This is a genomic window from Pseudomonas sp. W2Oct36, assembly GCF_041060465.1.
GTDB classification, from domain to species: Bacteria; Pseudomonadota; Gammaproteobacteria; order Pseudomonadales; family Pseudomonadaceae; genus Aquipseudomonas; species Aquipseudomonas graminis_B.
Map to the genome: position 1 here is coordinate 294,661 of NZ_JAUERW010000004.1, position 20,624 is coordinate 315,284.

The following is a 20,624-nucleotide window of genomic DNA, read 5'->3' on the forward strand; positions in this document are numbered from 1 at the left end:
TGAACCTGTTCACCAACGGAAGTGCAATGCGCTGTCGGAAACAGCGGGCGGCTGCGGTGCCGCTGGCGTGCCGTCCGCGGAAACCGGCGCGGGATTGGCCGCAGAACTGTCCGGCGCACTGGCGATTTCACCGACCGGCACTTCCTGCAGTTTCGCCAGCGCCAACTGGGAACGCAACTGATCGGGGCTGCCGCTGACATCGAAAGCGATACGGTCACCCTCGGCTGATTTCAGACGGCCTCCGAAGGGTTCGAGCAGGTGCAACAGCTGCGCGTAACGCTCAAGATTCATGCCCTGTACGTCCAGCACCATGCCCGTCGAAGCGCCCGGTTTGACCACAAAGCGTGGCGCCAGGCGCTGACTCACCGCCAACAGCACCGCGTCGGCCAGTTCCGCCGAGTTGGCGCCGCTGGCACTGCCCTGCTCCATCTTGTCGCCCAGCCACAGGTGCCATTTGCCCTGCCACTGGCCACCGTTTTCCTGCGCGTGAACCGCCAGAATCGCATCCGAACCGTAGCGCTCGGAAGCCTCCTTGAGCGGGCCGACGTTGTTGCCGTCGAGGGTCTTGGCGTTGCCGATACCCTGCTCGCCCAGGTCCGCCAGTGGCAGACGCAGCGGCAGACCGCGGTGCTGAGCCGCGCGGCGCAAAGGCTCGGCGGAGGATTGGCCGTCGCCGACCAGGTTGGCGCCGTCAGTCGCGTCGTTCAGCCACCAGGCCATGATCACCGGACGGTTGGAGCCCCACAACGACAGCCCGGCCTGCCGCAGCACGCGCTCGGTGCTCGACGGGTCGAAGTCGACCTGGAGGGTTTCCGGCGGGCCGGCGTCATAACCATACTGGCTGATGATTTGTTGAGGGTCCTTGCGCACGTCGGCAAGGCCGCCGTTCTGCACGGCCTTGGGGTCGCCGGTCAAGCGGATGACCAGGGTTTCCAGCGCGGCCTGGGTGGCGCGGGTTTTCTCGTCAGGGGTCTGGCCGCTGACGGGCTCGCGCACCTGATAAAGAGTGTTCACCGTCTCGGCGAGCGCCGGCAGACTCATCAATGAGAGGCACCCTGCGAACAGGCAGTTTTTTAGGCGCATGAATGAAGGTGGACGCATGAAAGATTCCCGCTGGGTAAAAAGGCAACGCTATAAATAGCTGCATAAAGACGAATGACCCGACTCTGACCGCAGACGCGCCCGAATCGCTCACTCAGGCGCCAACGTTACACCGGATCCCTCTGTCGACGAACGGGTGCGGCGGGATAAACCGGGTTATTTTTTCTTCACCATTGTCCTGCCCGTCGGCCCAAGGATGGCCGCTTGCGCCCAACCCTGATAAAATCGCGCGCCTTCGCAGACCGGCGATGACACGGCCCCCGCGTCGTTGCCACTCGGTCGTTACCCCGAATCCCCCCCCTTAAAGGCCTGGATCATGAGCAAGCAACCCTCCCTGAGCTACAAAGACGCCGGTGTTGACATCGACGCCGGTGAAGCGCTGGTCGAACGCATCAAGAGCGTCGCCAAGCGCACCAAGCGCCCGGAAGTGATGGGCGGGCTCGGGGGCTTCGGCGCTCTGTGCGAAATCCCGGCCGGCTACAAGCAGCCTGTTCTGGTGAGCGGCACCGACGGTGTCGGCACCAAGCTGCGCCTGGCACTGAATCTGAACAAACACGACACCATCGGCATTGACCTGGTCGCCATGTGCGTCAACGATCTGGTGGTCTGCGGCGCTGAACCGCTGTTCTTCCTCGACTACTACGCCACCGGCAAACTCAACGTCGACACCGCGGCTCAAGTGGTGACCGGCATCGGCGCGGGCTGCGAACTGGCTGGCTGCTCGCTGGTCGGCGGCGAGACCGCTGAAATGCCCGGCATGTACGAAGGCGAAGACTACGACCTGGCTGGCTTCTGCGTCGGTGTCGTGGAGAAAGCTGACATCATCGACGGCTCGAAGGTGGCCGCCGGCGACGCACTGATCGCCCTGCCGTCTTCCGGTCCGCACTCCAACGGCTACTCGCTGATCCGCAAGATCATCGACGTGTCGGGTGCCGACATCGACACCATCCAGCTCGACGGCAAGCCGCTCACCGACCTGCTGATGGCGCCAACCCGCATTTACGTCAAGCAGCTGCTCAAGCTGATCAAAGACACCGGCGCGGTGAAAGCCATGGCCCACATCACCGGCGGCGGCCTGCTGGACAACATCCCGCGCGTGCTGCCAGAAGGCGCTCAGGCCATCGTCGACGTGGCCAGCTGGACCCGTCCGGCGGTCTTCGACTGGCTGCAGGAAAAAGGCAACGTCGATGAGCATGAAATGCACCGCGTGCTGAACTGCGGCGTCGGCATGGTCATCTGCGTGGCCCAGGAACACGTCGAAGTCTCGCTGAATGCCCTGCGTGAAGCCGGTGAGCAGCCGTGGGTCATCGGCCAGATCGGCACCGCTGCCGAAGGCGCTGCACAAGTCGAGCTGAAGAACGTCAAGGCTCATTAATGCCTGACATGCCCCAACCCTGTGATGTGGTGGTGCTGCTGTCCGGCACTGGCGGTAACCTGCAGGCAATGATCGACAGCTTTCAGGACAGCGCGAGCCCTGCGCGCATCCGTGCGGTGATTTCCAACCGCGCCGATGCCTTCGGGCTTGAGCGGGCCGCCCGTGCGGGAATCGACACCCGCGTGCTCGATCACACCGGCTACGAAGGTCGCGAGGCCTTCGATGCGGCGCTGATCGAGGCCATCGATTCGTTTCAGCCGTCGCTGGTGGTGCTCGCCGGATTCATGCGCATCCTCACGCCCGGGTTCGTCCGCCACTACCATGGCCGCCTGCTGAACATTCACCCTTCCCTGCTTCCGCGGTATAAAGGCCTGCACACCCATCAACGGGTGCTGGAGGCCGGCGATGCCGACCATGGCTGCAGCGTGCACTTTGTCACCGAGGAACTCGATGGGGGGCCTCTGGTCGTACAGGCAGTTGTTTCTGTAGAGTTGCACGACACGCCCGCCACGCTGGCACAGAGGGTACACGCCCAGGAACACTTGATTTATCCCCTGGCCATTCGCTGGTTCGCCGAAGGACGATTGACCCTCGACGAACACGGCGCCTCACTGGACGGCCAGCCCTTAGGGCCCAGCGGCCACTTGATCCGACCTTAGGAGATATTATGCGTCGCGCTTTGCTCTTCGCTTTCGCTCTGTTCGCACTTCCCGCAGTCAACGCGGCAGACCTTCAACCTTTTTCCGCCAGCTACACCGCTGACTGGAAACAGCTGCCCATGAGCGGTGGCAGCGCCACCCGCAGCCTCGAGAAGAACGCCAACGGCACCTGGACCCTGAATTTCAAGGCATCGATGATGATCGCCAGCCTGACCGAAGTCAGCACGATCAAAGTCGACAAGGATCAACTGCTGCCGCAGACCTACCACTTCGAACGTGGCGGCCTGGGCAAGAGCAAAACGGTCGATCTGGTATTCGACTGGCCCACCAAATTCATCACCGGTTCGGACCGTGGCGACGCGGTGAAAATCCCGCTGAATGCCGGGGTCCTCGACAAGTCCACCTACCAGCTCGCGCTGCAGCATGACGTAGCGGCGGGCAAAAAGAGCATGTCGTACCAGGTCGTCGATGGTGACGAAATCGACACCTATGACTTCCGCGTGCTCGGCACTGAAAAGGTCGAGACCAAAGTCGGTTCGGTCGACGCCATCAAGGTCGAACGCGTGCGTGACCCGACGCAGAACAAGCGCATCACCGTGATGTGGTTCGCCAAGGACTACGACTACCTGCTGGTTCGCCTGCAACAGGTTGAAACCGACGGCAAGGAATACAACATCATGCTGCAGGACGGCACGGTGAACGGTAAGTCGGTCAAGGGCAGTTAATTCAGCCAGCTGATTCACGCCTACATCGAGCGCAATACGAAAACCCCGCCTTCATGGCGGGTTTTTTTTTGGCGTCGATCAGTGATTCAGGCCTACATGAAACATTCTTCATGGCCTTCAACCGGGTGTGACAAAACGCCGCACACCCTTCAAATACAAGCATTTAGCGCACTGTTACGGATTTGGTAAATAACTGTTGCCGGATGCGCGCGTTTACTTGGTCGGCCGCCGAAAACTATAAAGAAGGCCTGCGACGTCCTGCCGCAGATTTCCAAAAGTCAGGAGTTTGCACTATGACCGTAACTGTTACTGAACGCGACGACGCCCACATCTCCCACGAAAGCATCGCCGATGGCATCCAGATCTGGGATGTACGCCAACAAGACCAGCTGGTAGGGATGTTTCATTACGAATCGGACGCACAGCGTTACGCAGCAGAGCTTGCCGAGCAAGAAGCAAAGCTTGAGGCCAGTCATTCGTAATTTCGGAATCGCAGCAAAACAAAACCCGCCACGTGGCGGGTTTTGTTGTTTTAGCTGAGTGAGCGACGGGCGCTTACCACATCAGGTCATCCGGGATCTTATACGCAGCGTACGGATCGTCGCCATCCGGCTCTTCGGTCGGCGCGCTGAGCATGACGATACGGCGCGGATCGCGCTCCTGCACCTTGAGGGCGGCTTCGCGGGGGATCACCTCGTAGCTGCCGCCGTGGTGCACAATGGCCAGCGAGCCGTTGCTCAGTTTGCTGCGCATCAGGGCGTTGACGGACAGGCGCTTGACCTTCTTGTCATCGACGAAGTTGTAGTAGTCCTCGGTGGTCAGCTTCGGCAGGCGCGTGGCTTCGATCAGTTGCTTGACCTGTGCGGCACGGGCTTTCTGCTCGATTTTTTCCTGCTGCTGACGATTCAATTCCTGGTCACGTTTGGCTTTCTCGGCCATCGCTTCCTGGGCAGCGCGCTGGCTGGTGTCGTCCGCCACCGCCTGGCCCTTGTGCACCAGACGTTGCTCCTTCTGCTTGCTCTTGCTGGCCTGCTTCGCCTGTTTTTCATTGACCAGTCCGGCTTTCAGCAACTGGTCACGAAGGGAAATACCCGCCATCTGTCTTCTCTCTCTAAATAGTCAACTCAACCGCAGTTGGGCGTGATCTTTTCCTGACGCTTGGCTTCGCCCCAGAGCGCATCCATCTCTTCGAGGCTGCAATCTTCGATGGGGCGCCGGGTGTCGCGCAAGGCCTGTTCGATAAATCTGAAGCGCCGCTCGAATTTGGCATTGGCGGCGCGCAGGGCATTTTCCGGATCAACCTTGAGGTGGCGGGCCAGATTGACGGCGGCAAACAGCAGATCGCCGACTTCTTCGGTGATCCCCGCGCTGTCGCTGTCAGCCATGGCTTCGAGGACTTCGTCGAGCTCCTCACGGACGTTATCGACCACCGGCAAGGCGTCCGGCCAATCGAACCCGACCTGGGACGCGCGCTTCTGCAGCTTCGCCGCCCGCGACAGCGCCGGCAATACGCCCGGCACATCGTCCAGCAGGGACAGCTGCTCGGGTGCACTGGCCTTCTCGGCGCGTTCCTCGGCTTTGATCTGTTCCCAGCGGTGCTTGACCTGGTCTTCGCTGAGACGCGGGGTTTCCAGCGGCGCGTACAGATCGCCGGTCGGGAACACGTGGGGATGACGGCGAATCAGTTTGCGGGTGATACCGTCCACCACGCCATCGAACTCGAAGCGCCCTTCTTCCCGCGCCAGTTGGCAGTAATACACCACTTGAAACAGCAGATCGCCCAGCTCACCGCGCAGGTCATCGAAATCGCCGCGCTCAATGGCGTCGGCCACTTCGTAGGCTTCTTCGAGGGTGTGCGGCACGATGCTTGCGTAATTCTGCTTCACGTCCCACGGGCAACCGAATTGGGGATCGCGCAGACGGGCCATGAGCGTGAGCAGGTCTTGGAGGCTATACATGAGGGATCCCTTTGGTCACAGCTTCAAGCGGCACGCCACAAGCTTCAAGCCGTGCGCGTACAGCTTGCAGCTTGTGGCTTGCCGCTTGTAGCTTGCAGCTACGCCTCACGGCGTTCTGTTTCGCCGCGTTTCGATGATGTTCGGCAGTTGCGAGATGCGCCCCAGCAGCCGGCCCAGCGCGTCCAGGCCCGGGATCTCGATGGTCAGCGACATCAGCGCGGTGTTGTCTTCCTTGTTCGAGCGGGTGTTGACCGCCAGGACGTTGATGCGCTCGTTGAGCAGGATCTGCGAAACGTCGCGCAGCAGGCCCGACCGGTCGTAGGCTCGGATGATGATGTCCACCGGGTAGGTGAGCACCGGCACCGGGCCCCAGCTGACCTGAATGATCCGCTCGGGTTCACGCCCCCCCAGTTGCAGCACCGAGGCGCAGTCCTGACGGTGAATGCTCACGCCGCGGCCCTGGGTGATGTAACCGACGATGGCGTCGCCCGGCAGCGGCTGGCAGCAGCCGGCCATCTGGGTCATCAGGTTGCCGACGCCCTGGATCTGAATGTCCCCGCGCTTGCCCGGTTTGTAGCCCGTGGCCTTGCGTGGAATCAGCTCCAGCTGCTCGTTGCCGCGTTCCGGCTCGACCAGTTGCTGAGCCAGATTGACCAACTGAGCAATGCGCAGGTCGCCGGCACCGAGGGCGGCGAACATGTCGTCGGCGATCTTCATGTTGGCCTTCTCGGCCAGCTTGTCGAAGTCCACCTGAGGCAGCGCCAGACGCGCCAGTTCGCGCTCCAGCAGCACCTTGCCGGCGGCGACGTTCTGGTCGCGCGCCTGCAGCTTGAACCAGTGCACGATCTTCGCCCTCGCCCGGGACGTGGTGATGTAACCCAGGTTCGAGTTCAGCCAGTCGCGGCTCGGCGTGCCGTGCTTGCTGGTGATGATCTCGACCTGCTCGCCGGTCTGCAGGCTGTAGTTGAGCGGGACGATGCGGCCGTTGATCTTGGCGCCACGGCAGTTGTGGCCGATTTCGGTGTGCACGCGGTAGGCGAAGTCCAGCGGCGTCGCGCCCTTGGGCAGGTCGATCGCGTGACCGTCCGGGGTGAACACATAGACGCGGTCGGGCTCGATGTCGACGCGCAGCTGTTCCGCCAGCCCGCCGATATCACCCAGCTCCTCATGCCACTCGAGGACCTGACGCAGCCAGGAGATTTTCTCTTCGTAGTGATTGGAACCGGATTTGACATCGGTGCCCTTGTACTTCCAGTGCGCGCAGACCCCCAGCTCGGCTTCTTCGTGCATGGCGTGGGTGCGGATCTGCACTTCCAGCACCTTGCCTTCCGGACCGATCACCGCCGTGTGCAGGGAGCGATAGCCGTTTTCCTTGGGGTTGGCGATGTAGTCGTCGAATTCCTTGGGAATGTGCCGCCACAGGGTGTGGACGATGCCGAGGGCGGTGTAGCAATCGCGCATCTCCGGCACCAGCACGCGAACGGCACGCACGTCGTAAATCTGGCTGAACTCCAGACCTTTGCGCTGCATTTTTCGCCAGATCGAGTAGATGTGCTTGGCCCGGCCGCTGATGTCGGCCTTGACGCCGGTGGCCAGCAGCTCGTTCTCAAGCTGCGACATGACGTCGGTGATGAAGCGCTCGCGATCAAGGCGGCGTTCGTGCAGCAGTTTGGCGATCTGCTTGTACTGCTCGGGCTCCAGGTAACGGAAGGACAGGTCCTCCAGCTCCCATTTGATGTGACCGATGCCCAGCCGGTGGGCCAGGGGTGCGTAGATGTCGAAGACTTCCCGGGCGACGCGGTTGCGCTTTTCATCGTCGGTGTTCTTCACCGCACGGATGGCGCAGGTGCGTTCGGCCAGCTTGATCAGCGCGACGCGCACGTCGTCGACCATGGCCACCAGCATCTTGCGCAGGTTTTCGACTTGGGCCTGGGTGCCGAGCACCAGCGATTGACGCGGGCTGAGACTGGCGCTGATGGCCGCCATGCGCAGCACGCCGTCGATGAGCTTGGTGACGGTGGGGCCGAAGCGCTGGTTGACGTCGGGCAGCGAGATCTTGCCTTCGCGCACGCCGCGGTAAATCACGGCGGCGACGAGTGAGTCCTGGTCGAGCTTGAGGTCGGCCAGGATTTCAGCGATTTCCAGGCCCGTCTGAAAACTCGACGTGCCCTCCGCCCAGAGGTTCTTGGCGGCGTTGTCCTGTTGCTCGGCGTGCCGGGCAAATTCACAGGCCTCTTTAAGGGCCTGTCGGTCCACTGCGAGGTCGACGCTGACCACGTGATCCAGCCACGCGTCGAGGTTGATACTGCCGTCTGTGTTGATCGGCTGGTGGGGTCTCACCTGTACCATGTTGCTTACCTTCCCTACGGCGCGATGAAATGCGCCATCAGTCGCCGGCCTTCTTGAGCGCGTGCGCCTTGCGGGCCATGCAAGGTCGTGTACGCGCGGGCCAGTCGGATTAAACGAGACTCCGTGTAAGGCATCGGCATTTCCTGAGCCGCCGCCTCACTTGCTCGCTTCAAATAACGCCATCGCCTCGACATGCGCTGTCTGCGGGAACATATCGAGGATTCCGGCACGTTTTAAACGGTAGCCCTGCTTGATCAATTCAACCGTGTCGCGCGCCAGCGTGGCCGGGTTGCACGACACATAAAGGACGCGTTGAGCGCCCAGCGACTTGAGCTTGCCCACTGCTTCGAACGCCCCGTCACGCGGCGGATCGAGCAGCACTGCGGCGAAACCTTCCGCCACCCAGGCCGCCTTGTCCAGTGGGTGCGACAGATCGGCCTGATAAAACGTCACGTTGCTTAAACCGTTGCCGGCGGCATTGGCCGTCGCCCGCTGAACCATGGCCTCGACGCCCTCCACGGCCACCACGTCGCGCGTCATTTGCGCAAGCGGTAGGGCGAAGTTACCAAGCCCGCAGAACAAGTCCAGCACTCGTTCGTCCTTGTCCGGCGCGAGCCAGGCCAGCGCCTGTTCGATCATCGCGGTGTTGACCTGAGCATTGACCTGCACGAAGTCGCCAGGGCGATAGGCCAGGGACAGATTCCACGGTTCCAGGCGGTAGCCCAGTTGCGCGTAAGGGTCGACCGGCTGTGGTTCGCCTTCGCCGTGCAACCACAGCTGCGCGTCATGGGTGTCGCAAAATGCCTTGAGGATTGTGAGATCGCTCTCAGGCAACGGCGCAGTGTGCCGCAGCAGCACGGCATTGGCCCAACCGCTGAACAGCTCGACATGCCCCAGCGCCTGAGGTTTGCTCAGACGGCGGAGCATGGGCGCCAACGCTGTCATGATCGGTTGCAAGGCCTGTACCAGCACCGGGCATTGTTCGATGGCGATGATGTCCTGACTCGCGGCGGCGCGGAATCCGACGTCCAGGCGTTTGGCGCGGACGTCCCAGCGCACGGCAACGCGGGCGCGGCGGCGGTAGGCGTATTCATCGCCGGTCAGGGGCGCGGCCCATTCCTGCGGCTCGACCCCGGCGATGCGGCTCAATTGCTCGGCAAGCATGCTCTGTTTCAGGGCGAGCTGTTCGGCGTGGGGCATGTGCTGGGTGCTGCAGCCGCCGCAACGGCCAAAATGCGGGCACGCGGCTGGCCGGCGCACAGGACTGGCCTGGAACACGCGCTCGGTGCGGGCTTCGACCACTTTGCCGTGGACATTGAGCACGCGGGCCTCGACCTCTTCGCCGGCCAGACTGCCCATGACAAACCAGGTGCGGCCGTCGACGAAAGCGATGCCGCGACCGTCGTTGGCCAGCCGCTCGATGGTCAGGCGTTGTTTTTTACCGGTGGGGACCTGCGGGGCCCGGGTGCCGCCGCTGGGCTGGAAACGCAGGCCTGCATCACGCTTGGCCATCAGTTGGGCGCATCGTAGACGCCGGTCGACAGGTAACGGTCGCCGCGGTCACAAATGATCGCGACCATCACCGCGTTTTCGACTTCCTGCGACAGCCGCAGCATCCCGGCGACGGAGCCGCCCGACGACACGCCGCAGAAAATACCTTCTTCCCGCGCCAGACGACGCATCACGTCCTCGGCTTCGGCTTGGCCCATGTCCAGAATCCGATCAACGCGGTCGGCCTGATAAATACTCGGCAGGTATTGCTGAGGCCAGCGGCGAATGCCCGGAATCGACGCGCCATCCATAGGCTGGAGGCCGACGATCTGGATGTCCGGGTTCTGTTCCTTGAGGAAGCGCGAGGTGCCCATGATGGTGCCGGTGGTGCCCATGGAGCTGATGAAATGGGTGACGGTGCCGCCGGTCTGCCGCCAGATTTCCGGGCCGGTGCCGACGTAGTGCGCCTGGGGATTGTCGCCGTTGGCGAACTGGTCGAGCACTTTGCCGTGGCCTTCGGCCTGCATGCGCTCGGCCATGTCACGGGCGCCTTCCATGCCCTCTTCCTTGCTGACCAGAATCAGCTCGGCGCCATAAGCGGTCATGGCGGCCTTGCGCTCGGCGCTGGAATTGTCGGGCATGATGAGAATCATGCGGTAGCCCTTGATCGCCGCGGCCATGGCCAGGGCGATGCCGGTGTTGCCGGAGGTGGCTTCGATCAGGGTGTCGCCGGGGTGGATCTGCCCGCGCAGTTCGGCGCGGGTAATCATCGACAGCGCCGGGCGGTCCTTCACGGAACCGGCCGGGTTATTGCCTTCGAGCTTGAGCAGCAACGTGTTGCTGGTGTTCCCGGCCATGCGTTGCAGACGCACCAGCGGGGTGTTGCCGACGCAATCGGCGATGGTTTGATACTGCAGGGTCATGGCGTGTTCGCGATCCAGACGTGCGGGGGTCGCCTATCATACCGGCAATCGCCGCCAGCCCATATCACGCAAAGTGAGGGGGTTATCGCTGAATGGAATAAGGCGGATTGTTCCGCGCCGGCAACCGCATGATCATCCTCAAGCCCTGCCCGGTGTTCTCCGCCCACAAGTCCCCGCCCTGCAGGCGCAGCGAGTTGCGCGCGATGCTCAGACCCAGGCCGAAACCACCGTCGCCCGGGCGTGCACCGTCGAGGCGGATGAACGGCGCGAAGATCCGCTCGAGATCGCCCTCGTCGATCCCGCCGCCTTGATCTTCGAGCCACAAAAGCCAGTCATCGCCCTCACGCCGACCGTCCAGGCGCACGATGCCCTCGGGCGGTGAGTGGCGGATGGCATTGCGCAGAATGTTTTCCAGCGCCTGGGCCAGGGTGTTGAGATGGCCACTGACCCAGCACTCGCTGTCCAGATCACAGCGCAATTGACGGGACGGCCAGCAGGTTTCGAAACAGGCGTCATCCACCAGCATCTCCCACAGCGCCGCCACCTGAATGTCCTCACCGGGGAGTTTTTCGCGCTCCGTGTCGAGCCAGGCGAGTTGCAGGGTGTCGTCCACCAGCCGGCGCATGCCATCCACCTCCCGGCTCAGGCGCTCGCGCAGTTCGGGCAGGCTTTGCTCGCTGTCGCAGGCCACCCGCAGGCGACTCAGGGGCGTGCGCAGTTCGTGGGAAAGATCGCGCAGTAACTGCTGCTGAACCTGCACCGTCGAATGCAGGCGCGCGGCCATGTGGTCGAAGGCGCGGTTCAGCTCACCCAGTTCATCACGGCGCTCGGTCATTTGCGGCGACAGTCGGCTGGTCAGCCGATCGGCGCGCCATGCGTTGGCCTGTTCACGCAGTTGATTGAGGGGGCGAATCAGCAGGCGATACAGCCCGACGCACAACAGCAGGGTGAACAGCGCGGGAATCAGCCCGTTGGTGAGTATCTGCCCGATCAGCGCATAACGGCCCGGCTTGAAGCGCTCCGGCAGTTCGATCACCAGACTGCCCGCGTCCGGGTTGCCGGGAAACGGGATCTTCAGCCAGGGCACGGTTTTCTGCCGCGTGCTCATCGGCCAGTCGATGCCGCGCATGAAGGTCAGGCGCTGGAACTGCTCGCGGGTCAGCCGCGCGCTGCCGAGTGATTGCAAATCGCTGCCGATGACCCCGACCCAGCCGGGTTCCTGCTGACGGACCTGCTTCAGCCATTCGTCGACGCCGCGCTGGCCACCCCTGCTCCACGCCCGTTCGGCCTGCGCCGCGTAGTCGTTCAGCACCTGATGGGCCTCGGCGTTGAGATAGGCGTTGCGGGTCTCGATGTAGCGGCCCCAATACCAGCTGAGCCAGATCATCAGCAGGCAGAAGCCGACCAGCAGGACCGCCAGTTTCCAGAACAGCGAATGCCGGCCGGGCAGCCGTTTGCGTGACTCAGGCATTCAACACCTCAGGCATCCGCCACCGCCGCCGTGAGCACGTAGCCTTTGCCCCAGACCGTGCGCAGCTGCCGCGCCTGATAGCCGACGGCTTTGAGCTTGCGACGAATCTGGCTGATGTGCATGTCCAGGCTGCGGTCATGCCGCGAGTAGCCGCGCTGCAAGACGTGCTGATAGAGGAAGGCTTTGCTGAGGACGTCTTCGGGATTGCGCCACAGGGTTTCCAGCAGACGGTATTCGCTGCCGGTCAATTGCGCCGGGGCGTCGGCGAAGAAGACGTCACAGCGCGCTTCGTCGAAGGTCAAACTGTCTTCATCGACTTTTTCGACGCTGGGCTCGGGCTCGATCGCCGTCAGGGCGTGGAAGCGACGTTCCAGGTCGACCCGGCGCAGGATCGCCTCGATGCGCACCCGCAGTTCATCGACGCTGAAGGGTTTGGGCAGGTAATCGTCGGCGCCGTTCTGGAAGCCGGTGATGCGGTCGGCCTCGGCGCCGAGGGCAGACATGAGGATGATCGGCATGCTGTGGCGGCGACGCAGATGGGTGAGGATGTCGAGGCCGTTCATGCCCGGCAGCAGGATGTCCATCACCACCACGTCGAACGGTTCGCGTTGCGCGCAGGCCAGCCCTTCGACGCCGTTCTGGCACCAGGTCACCTGAAACCCGCAGCGATCAAGCTGATCATGAACGAACGCACCGAGCACGACATCGTCCTCGATGGCGAGTATGTGGGGGCGGTGAATGCTGGCGGGAGTCATTGGCGTCTGCGATTGATTCTCAAGCAGCGGATTATTCAAGATTGCGCGCCATGGGGCAATGCTGGCCTGCCGGCGATGCGTTCTCCAATGGGAGCAACGTGCTTCGGTAGGGCCGGCTTTAGCCGGGAATAGGCCAGTGTGAACGACGCGTATTTTGCGCCGTGACGCCCGACGCTTTCCCGGCTAAAGCCGGTCCTACAAGGGATATGTCCATTCCCATCAAGTGCGCACGCCGCGCGCCCGTAGGACTGGCTTCAGCCGGGAAGAGGCCGGTTTGGGCACCATCAAATTTCGCGGTGTGACCTCCAATGCCTTCCCGGCTAAAGCCAGTCCTACGAGGGGATTGTCCAGCTCCATCAAGTGCGCACGCCGCGCTCCCGTATGAATGGCTTTAGCCGGGAAGAGGCCGGTGTGAACGACGCGTATTTTGCGCCGTGACGCCCGACGCTTTCCCGGCTAAAGCCAGTCCTACAAGGGATATGTCCAGTCCCATCAAGTGTGCACGCCGCGCTCCCGTAGGACCGGCTTCAGCCGGGAAGAGGCCCGCTTGGGCACCAGCAAATTTCGCGGTGTGACCTCCAATGCCTTCCCGGCTAAAGCCAGTCCTACAAGGGATATGTCCAGCTCCATCAAGTGTGCACGCTGCGCTCCCGTAGGACTGGCTTCAGCCGGGAAGAGGCCGGTTTGGGCACCAGCAAATTTTGCGGTGTGATCTCCAATGCCTTCCCGGCTAAATCAAGTCCTACAAGGGAAGTGTCCAGTTCCATCAGGTCGGCATGCGTCGGCGCACTGTGTGCACGAGGCGCAAATGACTACACTGCGCAGTGATCGAGCGTCACACGCTGCATTGGCGCAGCGGTTGCCTGAATTCGTGCCGGGTTGTTGGAGAAGAAGTGTGCTGAGAAAAGTGGGCATCAAAGGCCGCGTCATGCTGCTGACTCTGCTGCCGGCGTGCCTGATGGCGGCGCTGCTGGGCGGGTATTTCACCTGGATGCAGCTCACCGAGTTGCAGACCCAGTTGCTCAAGCGTGGCGAGATGATTGCCAACGAGCTGGCGCCGCTGTCTGCCGCCGCGCTGGCCAGCGGTGACCAGGCCATGCTCGAACGCATCGCCGGCCAGGTGCTGGAGCAGGCCGACGTGCGCGCGGTGTCGTTCCTCAATGCCGAGCGGGGAATGCTGGCCCACGCCGGTCCCAGCATGATCAATCAGGCCCCCATCGGTAACAGCACGCACATGCTGCAGCGCTCGGAAAACGACGCGACCCGCTACCTGATGCCGGTGTTCGGGCGCAGTCGCCACCTCACCGGCGATGTGGTTCCCGCCGAAGCCGACCGCCTGCTCGGCTGGGTCGAGCTGGAGCTGTCCCACAACGGCACCCTGCTGCGCGGTTATCGCAGCCTGTTCGCCAGCCTCATCCTGATTGTCATCGGTCTCGGTCTGACCGCCATTCTGTCGCTGCGCATGAGCCGCACCATCAACGGCCCGATCACCCAGATCAAACACGTCGTCGCCCAGCTCAAGGACGGTAATCTGGAAGCGCGATTGCCGCCCATGGGCAGTTACGAGCTGGACGAACTGGGGTCGGGCATCAACCGCATGGCGGCGACGTTGCAGAACGCCCAGGAAGAATTGCAGCACAGCATCGAGCAGGCCACCGAAGACGTGCGCCAGAACCTGGAAACCATCGAGATCCAGAACATCGAGCTGGACCTGGCGCGCAAGGAAGCCCTGGAGGCCAGCCGAATCAAATCCGAGTTTCTGGCGAATATGAGCCATGAAATCCGCACGCCACTCAACGGCATCCTCGGCTTCACCCACCTGTTGCAGAAAAGCGAACTGACCCCGCGTCAGTACGATTACCTGGGCACCATCGAAAAATCCGCCGACAACCTCTTGAGCATCATCAACGAGATTCTGGATTTCTCGAAGATCGAGGCCGGCAAGCTGGTCCTCGACGCGATCCCCTTCAACCTGCGCGACCTGTTGCAGGACACCCTGACCATCCTCGCCCCCGCCGCCCACGCCAAACAGCTGGAGCTGGTGAGTCTGGTCTATCGCGACACGCCACTGTCGCTGGTGGGCGATCCGCTGCGGCTACGGCAGATACTGACCAACCTGGTCAGCAACGCGATCAAGTTCACCCGCGAGGGCACCATCGTTGCGCGGGCGATGCTGGAGGAGGAACACGACACCACCGTGCAGTTGCGCATCAGCGTGCAGGACACCGGCATCGGCCTCTCCAGCCAGGACGTGCGCGCGTTGTTCCAGGCGTTCAGCCAGGCGGACAATTCCCTGTCGCGGCATTCCGGCGGTACCGGACTGGGGCTGGTGATTTCCAAGCGGCTGGTCGAGCAAATGGGCGGCGAGATCGGCGTCGAGAGCACGCCGGGGGAAGGTTCGGAGTTCTGGATCAGCCTGACGCTGCCGAAAACCCGCGACGACCTCGAAGACCTGCCCGCCCCGCCGCTGCTGGGCCGTCGAGTGGCGGTGCTGGAGCATCACGACCTGTCGCGTCAGGCGCTTGAGCATCAGCTGGAAGACTGCGGTCTGCAGCCGATGGTCTTCAACAATCTGGAAAACCTCATCAACGGCGTGACGGTGGTGCACCAGACGCCCCACGCCATCGACATGGCCGTGCTCGGCGTCACCGCCCACGAACTGCCGCCCGAGCGCCTGCGCCAGCAGATCTGGGATCTGGAAAACCTCAACTGTAAAGTGTTGGTGCTGTGCCCGACCACCGAACAGGCGCTGTATCAGTTTTCCGTGCCCGACGCCTACAACCAGTTGCAGGCCAAACCTGCGTGTACGCGCAAACTGCGCCGCGCGCTGTCGGAGCTGATCCAGCCCAAGCAGTTGCGCAACGAGGTGCCGGAGCCGCTGTCGAGCCGGCCGCCGCGCATTCTCTGCGTCGACGACAACCCGGCCAATCTGTTGCTGGTGCAGACCTTGCTCGAAGACATGGGTGCCAAGGTCAAGGCCGTCGACAGTGGTTATGCGGCGGTGCAAGCGGTGCAGGATGAACCCTTCGATCTGGTGCTGATGGACGTGCAGATGCCGGGCATGGACGGGCGTCAGGCCACCGAAGAAATTCGCAGCTGGGAGAGCGAGCGTCAGGCCACGTCGCTGCCTATTGTCGCCCTGACCGCCCACGCCATGGCCAACGAGAAACGCGCGCTGTTGCAGAGCGGCATGGACGATTACCTGACCAAGCCGATCAGCGAGCGTCAACTGGCGCAGGTGGTGCTGAAGTGGACCGGGCTGGCGCTGCGCAATCAAGCGCCGGAGCGGCCGATCGAAATCGCTCAGGGCGGCATCAATCTGCAGGTCCTGGATCACGAAGAAGGGCTGCGGCTGGCGGCGGGCAAAGCCGATCTGGCGGCAGACATGCTGGCGATGCTGCTGGCCTCCCTCGCCACTGACCGCGAGGCCATCCTCACTGCACGCGAGGCCAGGGACAACGTCGCGCTGATCGAACGCGTCCACCGCCTCCACGGCGCCACCCGTTACTGCGGCGTCCCGCAATTGCGCGCGGCGTGCCAGCGCAGCGAGACCCTGCTGAAGCAGGAATCGGCGGACAGCGACAAGGCCCTGGATGAACTGGAGAAGGCCATCAGCCGACTGGAAACCGAGGCGCGCGTGACGGCTTGATCCAAGTCACTGATTTTTGCTCTGTGATGGATAGGCTGCGGGGGGTGGGTCAGGTCAAATGAAGGGCGTTGACAGGACGCCTTCGCGAGCAAGCTCACTCCCACAGGACCTTTGTTTGCTGCGACAGCCATACGTCAGGCCATTTAAGGAGCAACCATGCGCACGCTTGTTTACAGCAGCCAGACCTACGACCGCGAGAGTTTTCTTGGCGCGCAGATCGCCCCGGAAATCGAGCTGCATTTCCAGCCCGCGCGGTTGACGCTGGACACGGTGGCGCTGGCCGATCAGTACGAGGTGGTCTGCGCGTTCATCAACGATGACCTGAGCGCACCGGTGCTGGAGCAACTGGCCGCAGGCGGCACCCGATTAATAGCCCTGCGCTCGGCCGGTTTCAATCATGTCGACCTGGCCGTCGCCAAGCGGCTCGGCCTCAGCGTCGTGCGGGTTCCGGCCTACTCGCCCCATGCCGTCGCCGAACATGCGGTGGCATTGATCCTCTCGCTGAACCGCCACCTGCACCGCGCCTACAACCGCACCCGCGACGGCGATTTCAGCCTGCACGGCCTGACCGGTTTCGATCTGGTGGGCAAGACCGTCGGCGTGGTCGGCACCGGCCAGATCGGGGCGACGTTCGCGCGGATCATGGCGGGCTTCGGCTGCCAATTGCTGGCCTACGATCCGTCCCCCAACCCGCGGGTCGAAGCACTGGGCGCCCGTTATCTGCCCCTCGGCGAACTGCTCGCCGAAGCGCAGATCATCAGCCTGCATTGCCCGCTCAACGATCACACCCGGCACCTGATCAACCCGGATTCGCTGTCGCGCATGCAGCGCGGCGCGATGCTGATCAATACCGGGCGCGGCGCTCTGGTGAACACGCCGGCGCTGATCGACGCCCTCAAGAGCGGCCAGTTGGGCTACCTCGGACTGGACGTCTATGAAGAGGAAGCCCAGCTGTTTTTCGAGGACCGCTCGGATCTGCCACTGCAGGACGATGTGCTGGCCCGTCTGCTGACATTTCCCAACGTGGTGATCACCGCCCATCAGGCGTTTCTGACCAAAGAGGCCCTCGGCGCGATCGCCCAGACTACGCTGGATAACATCACCGGCTGGGCGGCGGGCAGCCCGCAGAACCTGGTGCAGTAAGCATGCTTGCTGCCGGTCACAGGGTGGTCGGCCGCGAGAATTCATCCTCTAAAGTGTTAGCATGCGCGCCTATTTGGAGACCCCCATGGCCGAACACGATTTCCGTTACAGCATGCTCACCCCGCAACACACCCTGATCGAATGCCGCAGCCTCGCCGTCGGTCGTTATCAAGTGACCGGCAACGGCGGCTCGATCAAGCCCGACGACGTGCTGCTGGTCACCGTCAAAGGCAGCAAAGAGCTGTTCATGCGCCTGAACGTCGAAAAAGTCCGCCACCTGATCAACCCGACCGGTCAGTGGGTGGCCGTCGCCAACGGCCCGGCGTTCACCGAGCTGGCGATCCATCAGTGGAAAGTCAACTGCAACGACTGCGGCAAAGAGCGCGACATCGAGTTCATGGTTGACGGCAAGGACGGCAAAAAAGCCCTCAAGCCTGCCGCCACCGCGCGCATCGAGGAGCTGGGCTGGAAGGTCGTCGGCGAAAACCACCTCTGCCCTGCCTGCGCGAAGAAAGCCGCATGAAACCGCTTCTGCTGACACTGCTGGCGGCCACGCTGCTGGCGGGATGCGCCACCGAATCACCTGCCCTCAAGCAGGACCATGGTTACGTGCTGGAATGGATCGGTGAACGGCCGTTGATCGACAACAGCCACCTGACCATGACCCTCGGCAACGACGGCCGCGCCTACGGCAATGCCGGCTGCAATCACTGGTTCGCGTCATACCAGTTGCAGGGCGATGCCATCACCTTCGGCCCGGTCGGCAGTACCCGCAAACTGTGCGCGCCGGCGCTGATGGAGCAGGAACACCGATTCCTTGAAGCGATGGGCAAGGTGCAGAGGTGGGATGTGTCGCCCATCGAGCAATTGCGGCTGTGGCCGGCGCAGGGCAAACCGTTGCGGTTTTGGCTGGAAGAGGACTGAATGCATTAGGCCACGGGCATCGCCATCCTTGCGCATATAGCCGGATGCCGCAGGCCGCTCATGCAGCCCGCGCTTTGGCCGATAGCCCTTACACCGTGTTCCCTCCCATTGATGCACGACTTGCCAGGCGTGCCCGAGAGTACGGATTGGACCCTTGGAGCCCACTTGATCAGTATTTTGTCATCGCGCCTTGAGCTGGTTCGACGCTTTGCCCGCACTCGGCGGAGCAAACCGGCTCGTTATGCGGGCGCACTTCTGATAGTGATGCTGTGCTGCGCGCTTCGTTCGCTGCTTCCCTTCACCGCCCTGCCCTACCTGTTTTTCATTCCCGGATTGATGTTCATCGGCTTCTGCTTCGGGGTCGGGCCATCCGCTTTTGGTTGCGTGCTTGCGGTTCTCACTGCGCAATATTTTTTCATCGGCGAAATCGGTTTCAACGACGGGTTTTCGACCTGGGCCAGCAGCGCGAGCTTCGCATTGGTGACCTTCGGCATGTCAGTCATCTGCGCATTGTTCCAGAAGAGCTTGAACGCGCTTTCCGATCTCAATGATCGTCTGGAGCTTGAGGTTGAGCGGCGCACCCTTGAGCGGGATGGCATCTGGAATGTCTCCCCCGACCTGATCTGCATGCTGTCCGAACGTGGCGAAGTCGTTGCGATGAATCCCTCCTGGCAAACCGAGACGGGACACGCCGAACATGCACTCAAAGACGGGGCATTTTTCAGCTTTATCTCTCCTTCGCAGTTGTCCGATGCCTTGCGCAGACTCAGCGAGCTGCCGGTCGCTGAGCTCGATAGCCAGGGCCCGCGCAGCAATGGGACGCCGTTGCACCTGAACTGGCGAATTGCACGTCGCGAGGGGCATTATTTCGCGGTGGCCCGAGACATCTCTCTTCAAAAAGAACGCGAGGAAGCGTTCGAAGAGGTCAGGTCGCAATTACAGCAAAGTCAGAAAATGGAAGCGGTCGGTCAGCTGACCGGCGGTCTGGCCCATGACTTCAACAACCTGCTGACAGTGATCACCAGCAGCCTGGACATGCTCGAACAACGCCTTGCCCAAGGCAGGCACGCCGAACTTCAACGATACGTGGGTCTGGCCCGCAATGCCTCCGATCGCGCCGCCTCCCTCACCCATCGTCTGTTGGCCTATGCAAGGCGCCAGACACTGGCAAGTACGGTCATCGATCCGGCCTTATTGGTTCAGGAAATGGAGGACCTGATCAGCAGAACGCTGACCCCTCGTATAGAGCTGGAGGTACTGGCGGCCAAGGACGCGGTGCTGTGCTTTTGCGACGCGCACCAGTTGGAAAACGCGCTACTGAACCTGTGCATCAATGCGCGCGACGCCATGCCGCAAGGTGGCCGGCTACAGATTGAGGTCACCGCTGTGCGCATCGAGCCGGCGCAAGCCACCGGGACGCTGAGCGCAGGTGGATATGCACGTTTCAGTGTCAGCGATACCGGCACAGGTATGCCGCGCAGCGTGCTCGATCGTGCATTCGATCCGTTCTTCACAACCAAGCCACTGGGTTCCGGCACTGGCCTGGGGCTTTCGATGGTCCACGGCTTTGCCCGACAATCATCCGGGGACGTCCAGATCGAGTCGCAGGTAGGTAAAGGCACGACGGTGAACCTGTTTCTGCCCTTGCATCAAGGTACGGCACCGGCTCCAGGGGTCGTCTTGCCAACGGCGGCCGAGGACAAGGCTCACACGCTGAGCGGGTCCATATTGGTGGTCGACGATGAGGACGCCATCCGCGATCTGATCAGTGAGACACTGTTGGACATGGGCTATCAGGTCGCCAGGGCGGCAACCGCTGCGCAGGCGCTACAGCAGCTAGAGCGACTGCCTGAGGTCAGCTTGCTCATCACCGATATCGGTCTGGCGGGCGGCATGAGTGGCGATGAATTAGCCGTAGCCGCGCTGGATGCGCGACCCACGCTCAAGGTCTTGTTCATCTCCGGTTTCGCCGAAAACAGCATCCCTGCGATCGCCTTGAAAAGCGGCCAGACTGAATTGCTGCTCAAGCCTTTCGCAATGAAACACCTCAAGACGCTGACCCAGCAATTACTGACGTCAGGCTGAACCCACTCACCTTTAG

General features: G+C 62.5%; 17 protein-coding genes. 9 read left to right on the forward strand and 8 right to left on the reverse strand.

The genetic code is table 11. The annotated features are described in order from the left end of the window. Nucleotides 1–9: 9 nt before the first annotated feature. Nucleotides 10–1,083 (reverse strand): DUF2066 domain-containing protein, encoded by a 1,074-nt coding sequence (locus QWI18_RS09150; protein ID WP_369318703.1) that lies wholly within the window; start codon nucleotides 1,081–1,083, stop codon nucleotides 10–12. A 334-nt stretch (nucleotides 1,084–1,417) separates the two neighbouring features. Here QWI18_RS09150 and purM point away from each other — a divergent pair, with 334 nt between their 5' ends. The 4 genes from purM to QWI18_RS09170 all read left to right on the forward strand — a co-directional run bounded on the left by purM (nucleotide 1,418) and on the right by QWI18_RS09170 (nucleotide 4,342). Next, nucleotides 1,418–2,476, forward strand: coding sequence for a phosphoribosylformylglycinamidine cyclo-ligase (gene purM / locus QWI18_RS09155; protein ID WP_192133858.1), 1,059 nt, complete (start codon nucleotides 1,418–1,420; stop codon nucleotides 2,474–2,476). A gap of 8 nt (nucleotides 2,477–2,484) precedes the next feature. Continuing rightward, the gene (gene purN, locus QWI18_RS09160; protein WP_369318704.1) at nucleotides 2,485–3,135 is read left to right on the forward strand and encodes a phosphoribosylglycinamide formyltransferase; all 651 of its coding nucleotides are present in this window, start codon (nucleotides 2,485–2,487) and stop codon (nucleotides 3,133–3,135) included. A gap of 8 nt (nucleotides 3,136–3,143) precedes the next feature. Next, entirely contained in the window at nucleotides 3,144–3,860 is a 717-nt protein-coding gene (locus QWI18_RS09165; RefSeq protein WP_065992876.1) for a DUF3108 domain-containing protein, read from the forward strand. 293 nt (nucleotides 3,861–4,153) lie between these two features. Further along, the gene (locus QWI18_RS09170) at nucleotides 4,154–4,342 is read left to right on the forward strand and encodes a hypothetical protein (RefSeq protein ID WP_065992874.1); all 189 of its coding nucleotides are present in this window, start codon (nucleotides 4,154–4,156) and stop codon (nucleotides 4,340–4,342) included. A 73-nt stretch (nucleotides 4,343–4,415) separates the two neighbouring features. Here QWI18_RS09170 and QWI18_RS09175 read toward each other — a convergent pair whose 3' ends face one another. The 7 genes from QWI18_RS09175 to QWI18_RS09205 all read right to left on the reverse strand — a co-directional run bounded on the left by QWI18_RS09175 (nucleotide 4,416) and on the right by QWI18_RS09205 (nucleotide 12,807). Beyond that, entirely contained in the window at nucleotides 4,416–4,958 is a 543-nt protein-coding gene (locus QWI18_RS09175) for a DUF2058 domain-containing protein (protein WP_065992872.1), read from the reverse strand. Between the two features lie 26 nt (nucleotides 4,959–4,984). Further along, the gene (gene mazG / locus QWI18_RS09180; protein ID WP_369318676.1) at nucleotides 4,985–5,818 is read right to left on the reverse strand and encodes a nucleoside triphosphate pyrophosphohydrolase; all 834 of its coding nucleotides are present in this window, start codon (nucleotides 5,816–5,818) and stop codon (nucleotides 4,985–4,987) included. Between the two features lie 105 nt (nucleotides 5,819–5,923). Next, complete coding sequence (gene relA, locus QWI18_RS09185; RefSeq protein ID WP_065992867.1) at nucleotides 5,924–8,167, reverse strand: GTP diphosphokinase; 2,244 nt, start codon at nucleotides 8,165–8,167, stop codon at nucleotides 5,924–5,926. A gap of 156 nt (nucleotides 8,168–8,323) precedes the next feature. Then, entirely contained in the window at nucleotides 8,324–9,679 is a 1,356-nt protein-coding gene (gene rlmD / locus QWI18_RS09190; protein WP_369318677.1) for a 23S rRNA (uracil(1939)-C(5))-methyltransferase RlmD, read from the reverse strand. Then, on the reverse strand, nucleotides 9,679–10,581 hold the full coding sequence (gene cysM, locus QWI18_RS09195) for a cysteine synthase CysM (RefSeq protein WP_192133866.1): 903 nt from the start codon (nucleotides 10,579–10,581) through the stop codon (nucleotides 9,679–9,681). The genes rlmD and cysM overlap by 1 nt, the downstream gene beginning before the upstream one ends. Nucleotides 10,582–10,663: 82 nt before the next feature. Next, the gene (locus tag QWI18_RS09200; protein ID WP_369318678.1) at nucleotides 10,664–12,052 is read right to left on the reverse strand and encodes a histidine kinase sensor domain-containing protein; all 1,389 of its coding nucleotides are present in this window, start codon (nucleotides 12,050–12,052) and stop codon (nucleotides 10,664–10,666) included. An 8-nt stretch (nucleotides 12,053–12,060) separates the two neighbouring features. Next, a complete protein-coding gene (locus QWI18_RS09205; protein WP_369318705.1) occupies nucleotides 12,061–12,807 on the reverse strand; it encodes a response regulator transcription factor in 747 nt (248 codons plus the stop codon). Between the two features lie 895 nt (nucleotides 12,808–13,702). Here QWI18_RS09205 and QWI18_RS09210 point away from each other — a divergent pair. From QWI18_RS09210 to QWI18_RS09230, 5 genes are all read left to right on the forward strand, one after another. Next, nucleotides 13,703–16,456, forward strand: a complete 2,754-nt coding sequence (locus QWI18_RS09210; protein WP_065992855.1) for a response regulator — start codon at nucleotides 13,703–13,705, stop codon at nucleotides 16,454–16,456. A gap of 156 nt (nucleotides 16,457–16,612) precedes the next feature. Beyond that, entirely contained in the window at nucleotides 16,613–17,599 is a 987-nt protein-coding gene (locus tag QWI18_RS09215) for a 2-hydroxyacid dehydrogenase (RefSeq protein ID WP_369318679.1), read from the forward strand. 85 nt (nucleotides 17,600–17,684) lie between these two features. Next, nucleotides 17,685–18,122 (forward strand): hypothetical protein, encoded by a 438-nt coding sequence (locus QWI18_RS09220; RefSeq protein WP_065992852.1) that lies wholly within the window; start codon nucleotides 17,685–17,687, stop codon nucleotides 18,120–18,122. Beyond that, a complete protein-coding gene (locus QWI18_RS09225) occupies nucleotides 18,119–18,523 on the forward strand; it encodes an META domain-containing protein (protein ID WP_296309909.1) in 405 nt (134 codons plus the stop codon). The genes QWI18_RS09220 and QWI18_RS09225 overlap by 4 nt, the downstream gene beginning before the upstream one ends. A 165-nt stretch (nucleotides 18,524–18,688) precedes the next feature. Continuing rightward, on the forward strand, nucleotides 18,689–20,608 hold the full coding sequence (locus QWI18_RS09230; protein WP_369318680.1) for an ATP-binding protein: 1,920 nt from the start codon (nucleotides 18,689–18,691) through the stop codon (nucleotides 20,606–20,608). The last annotated feature ends 16 nt before the right edge of the window (nucleotides 20,609–20,624 follow it).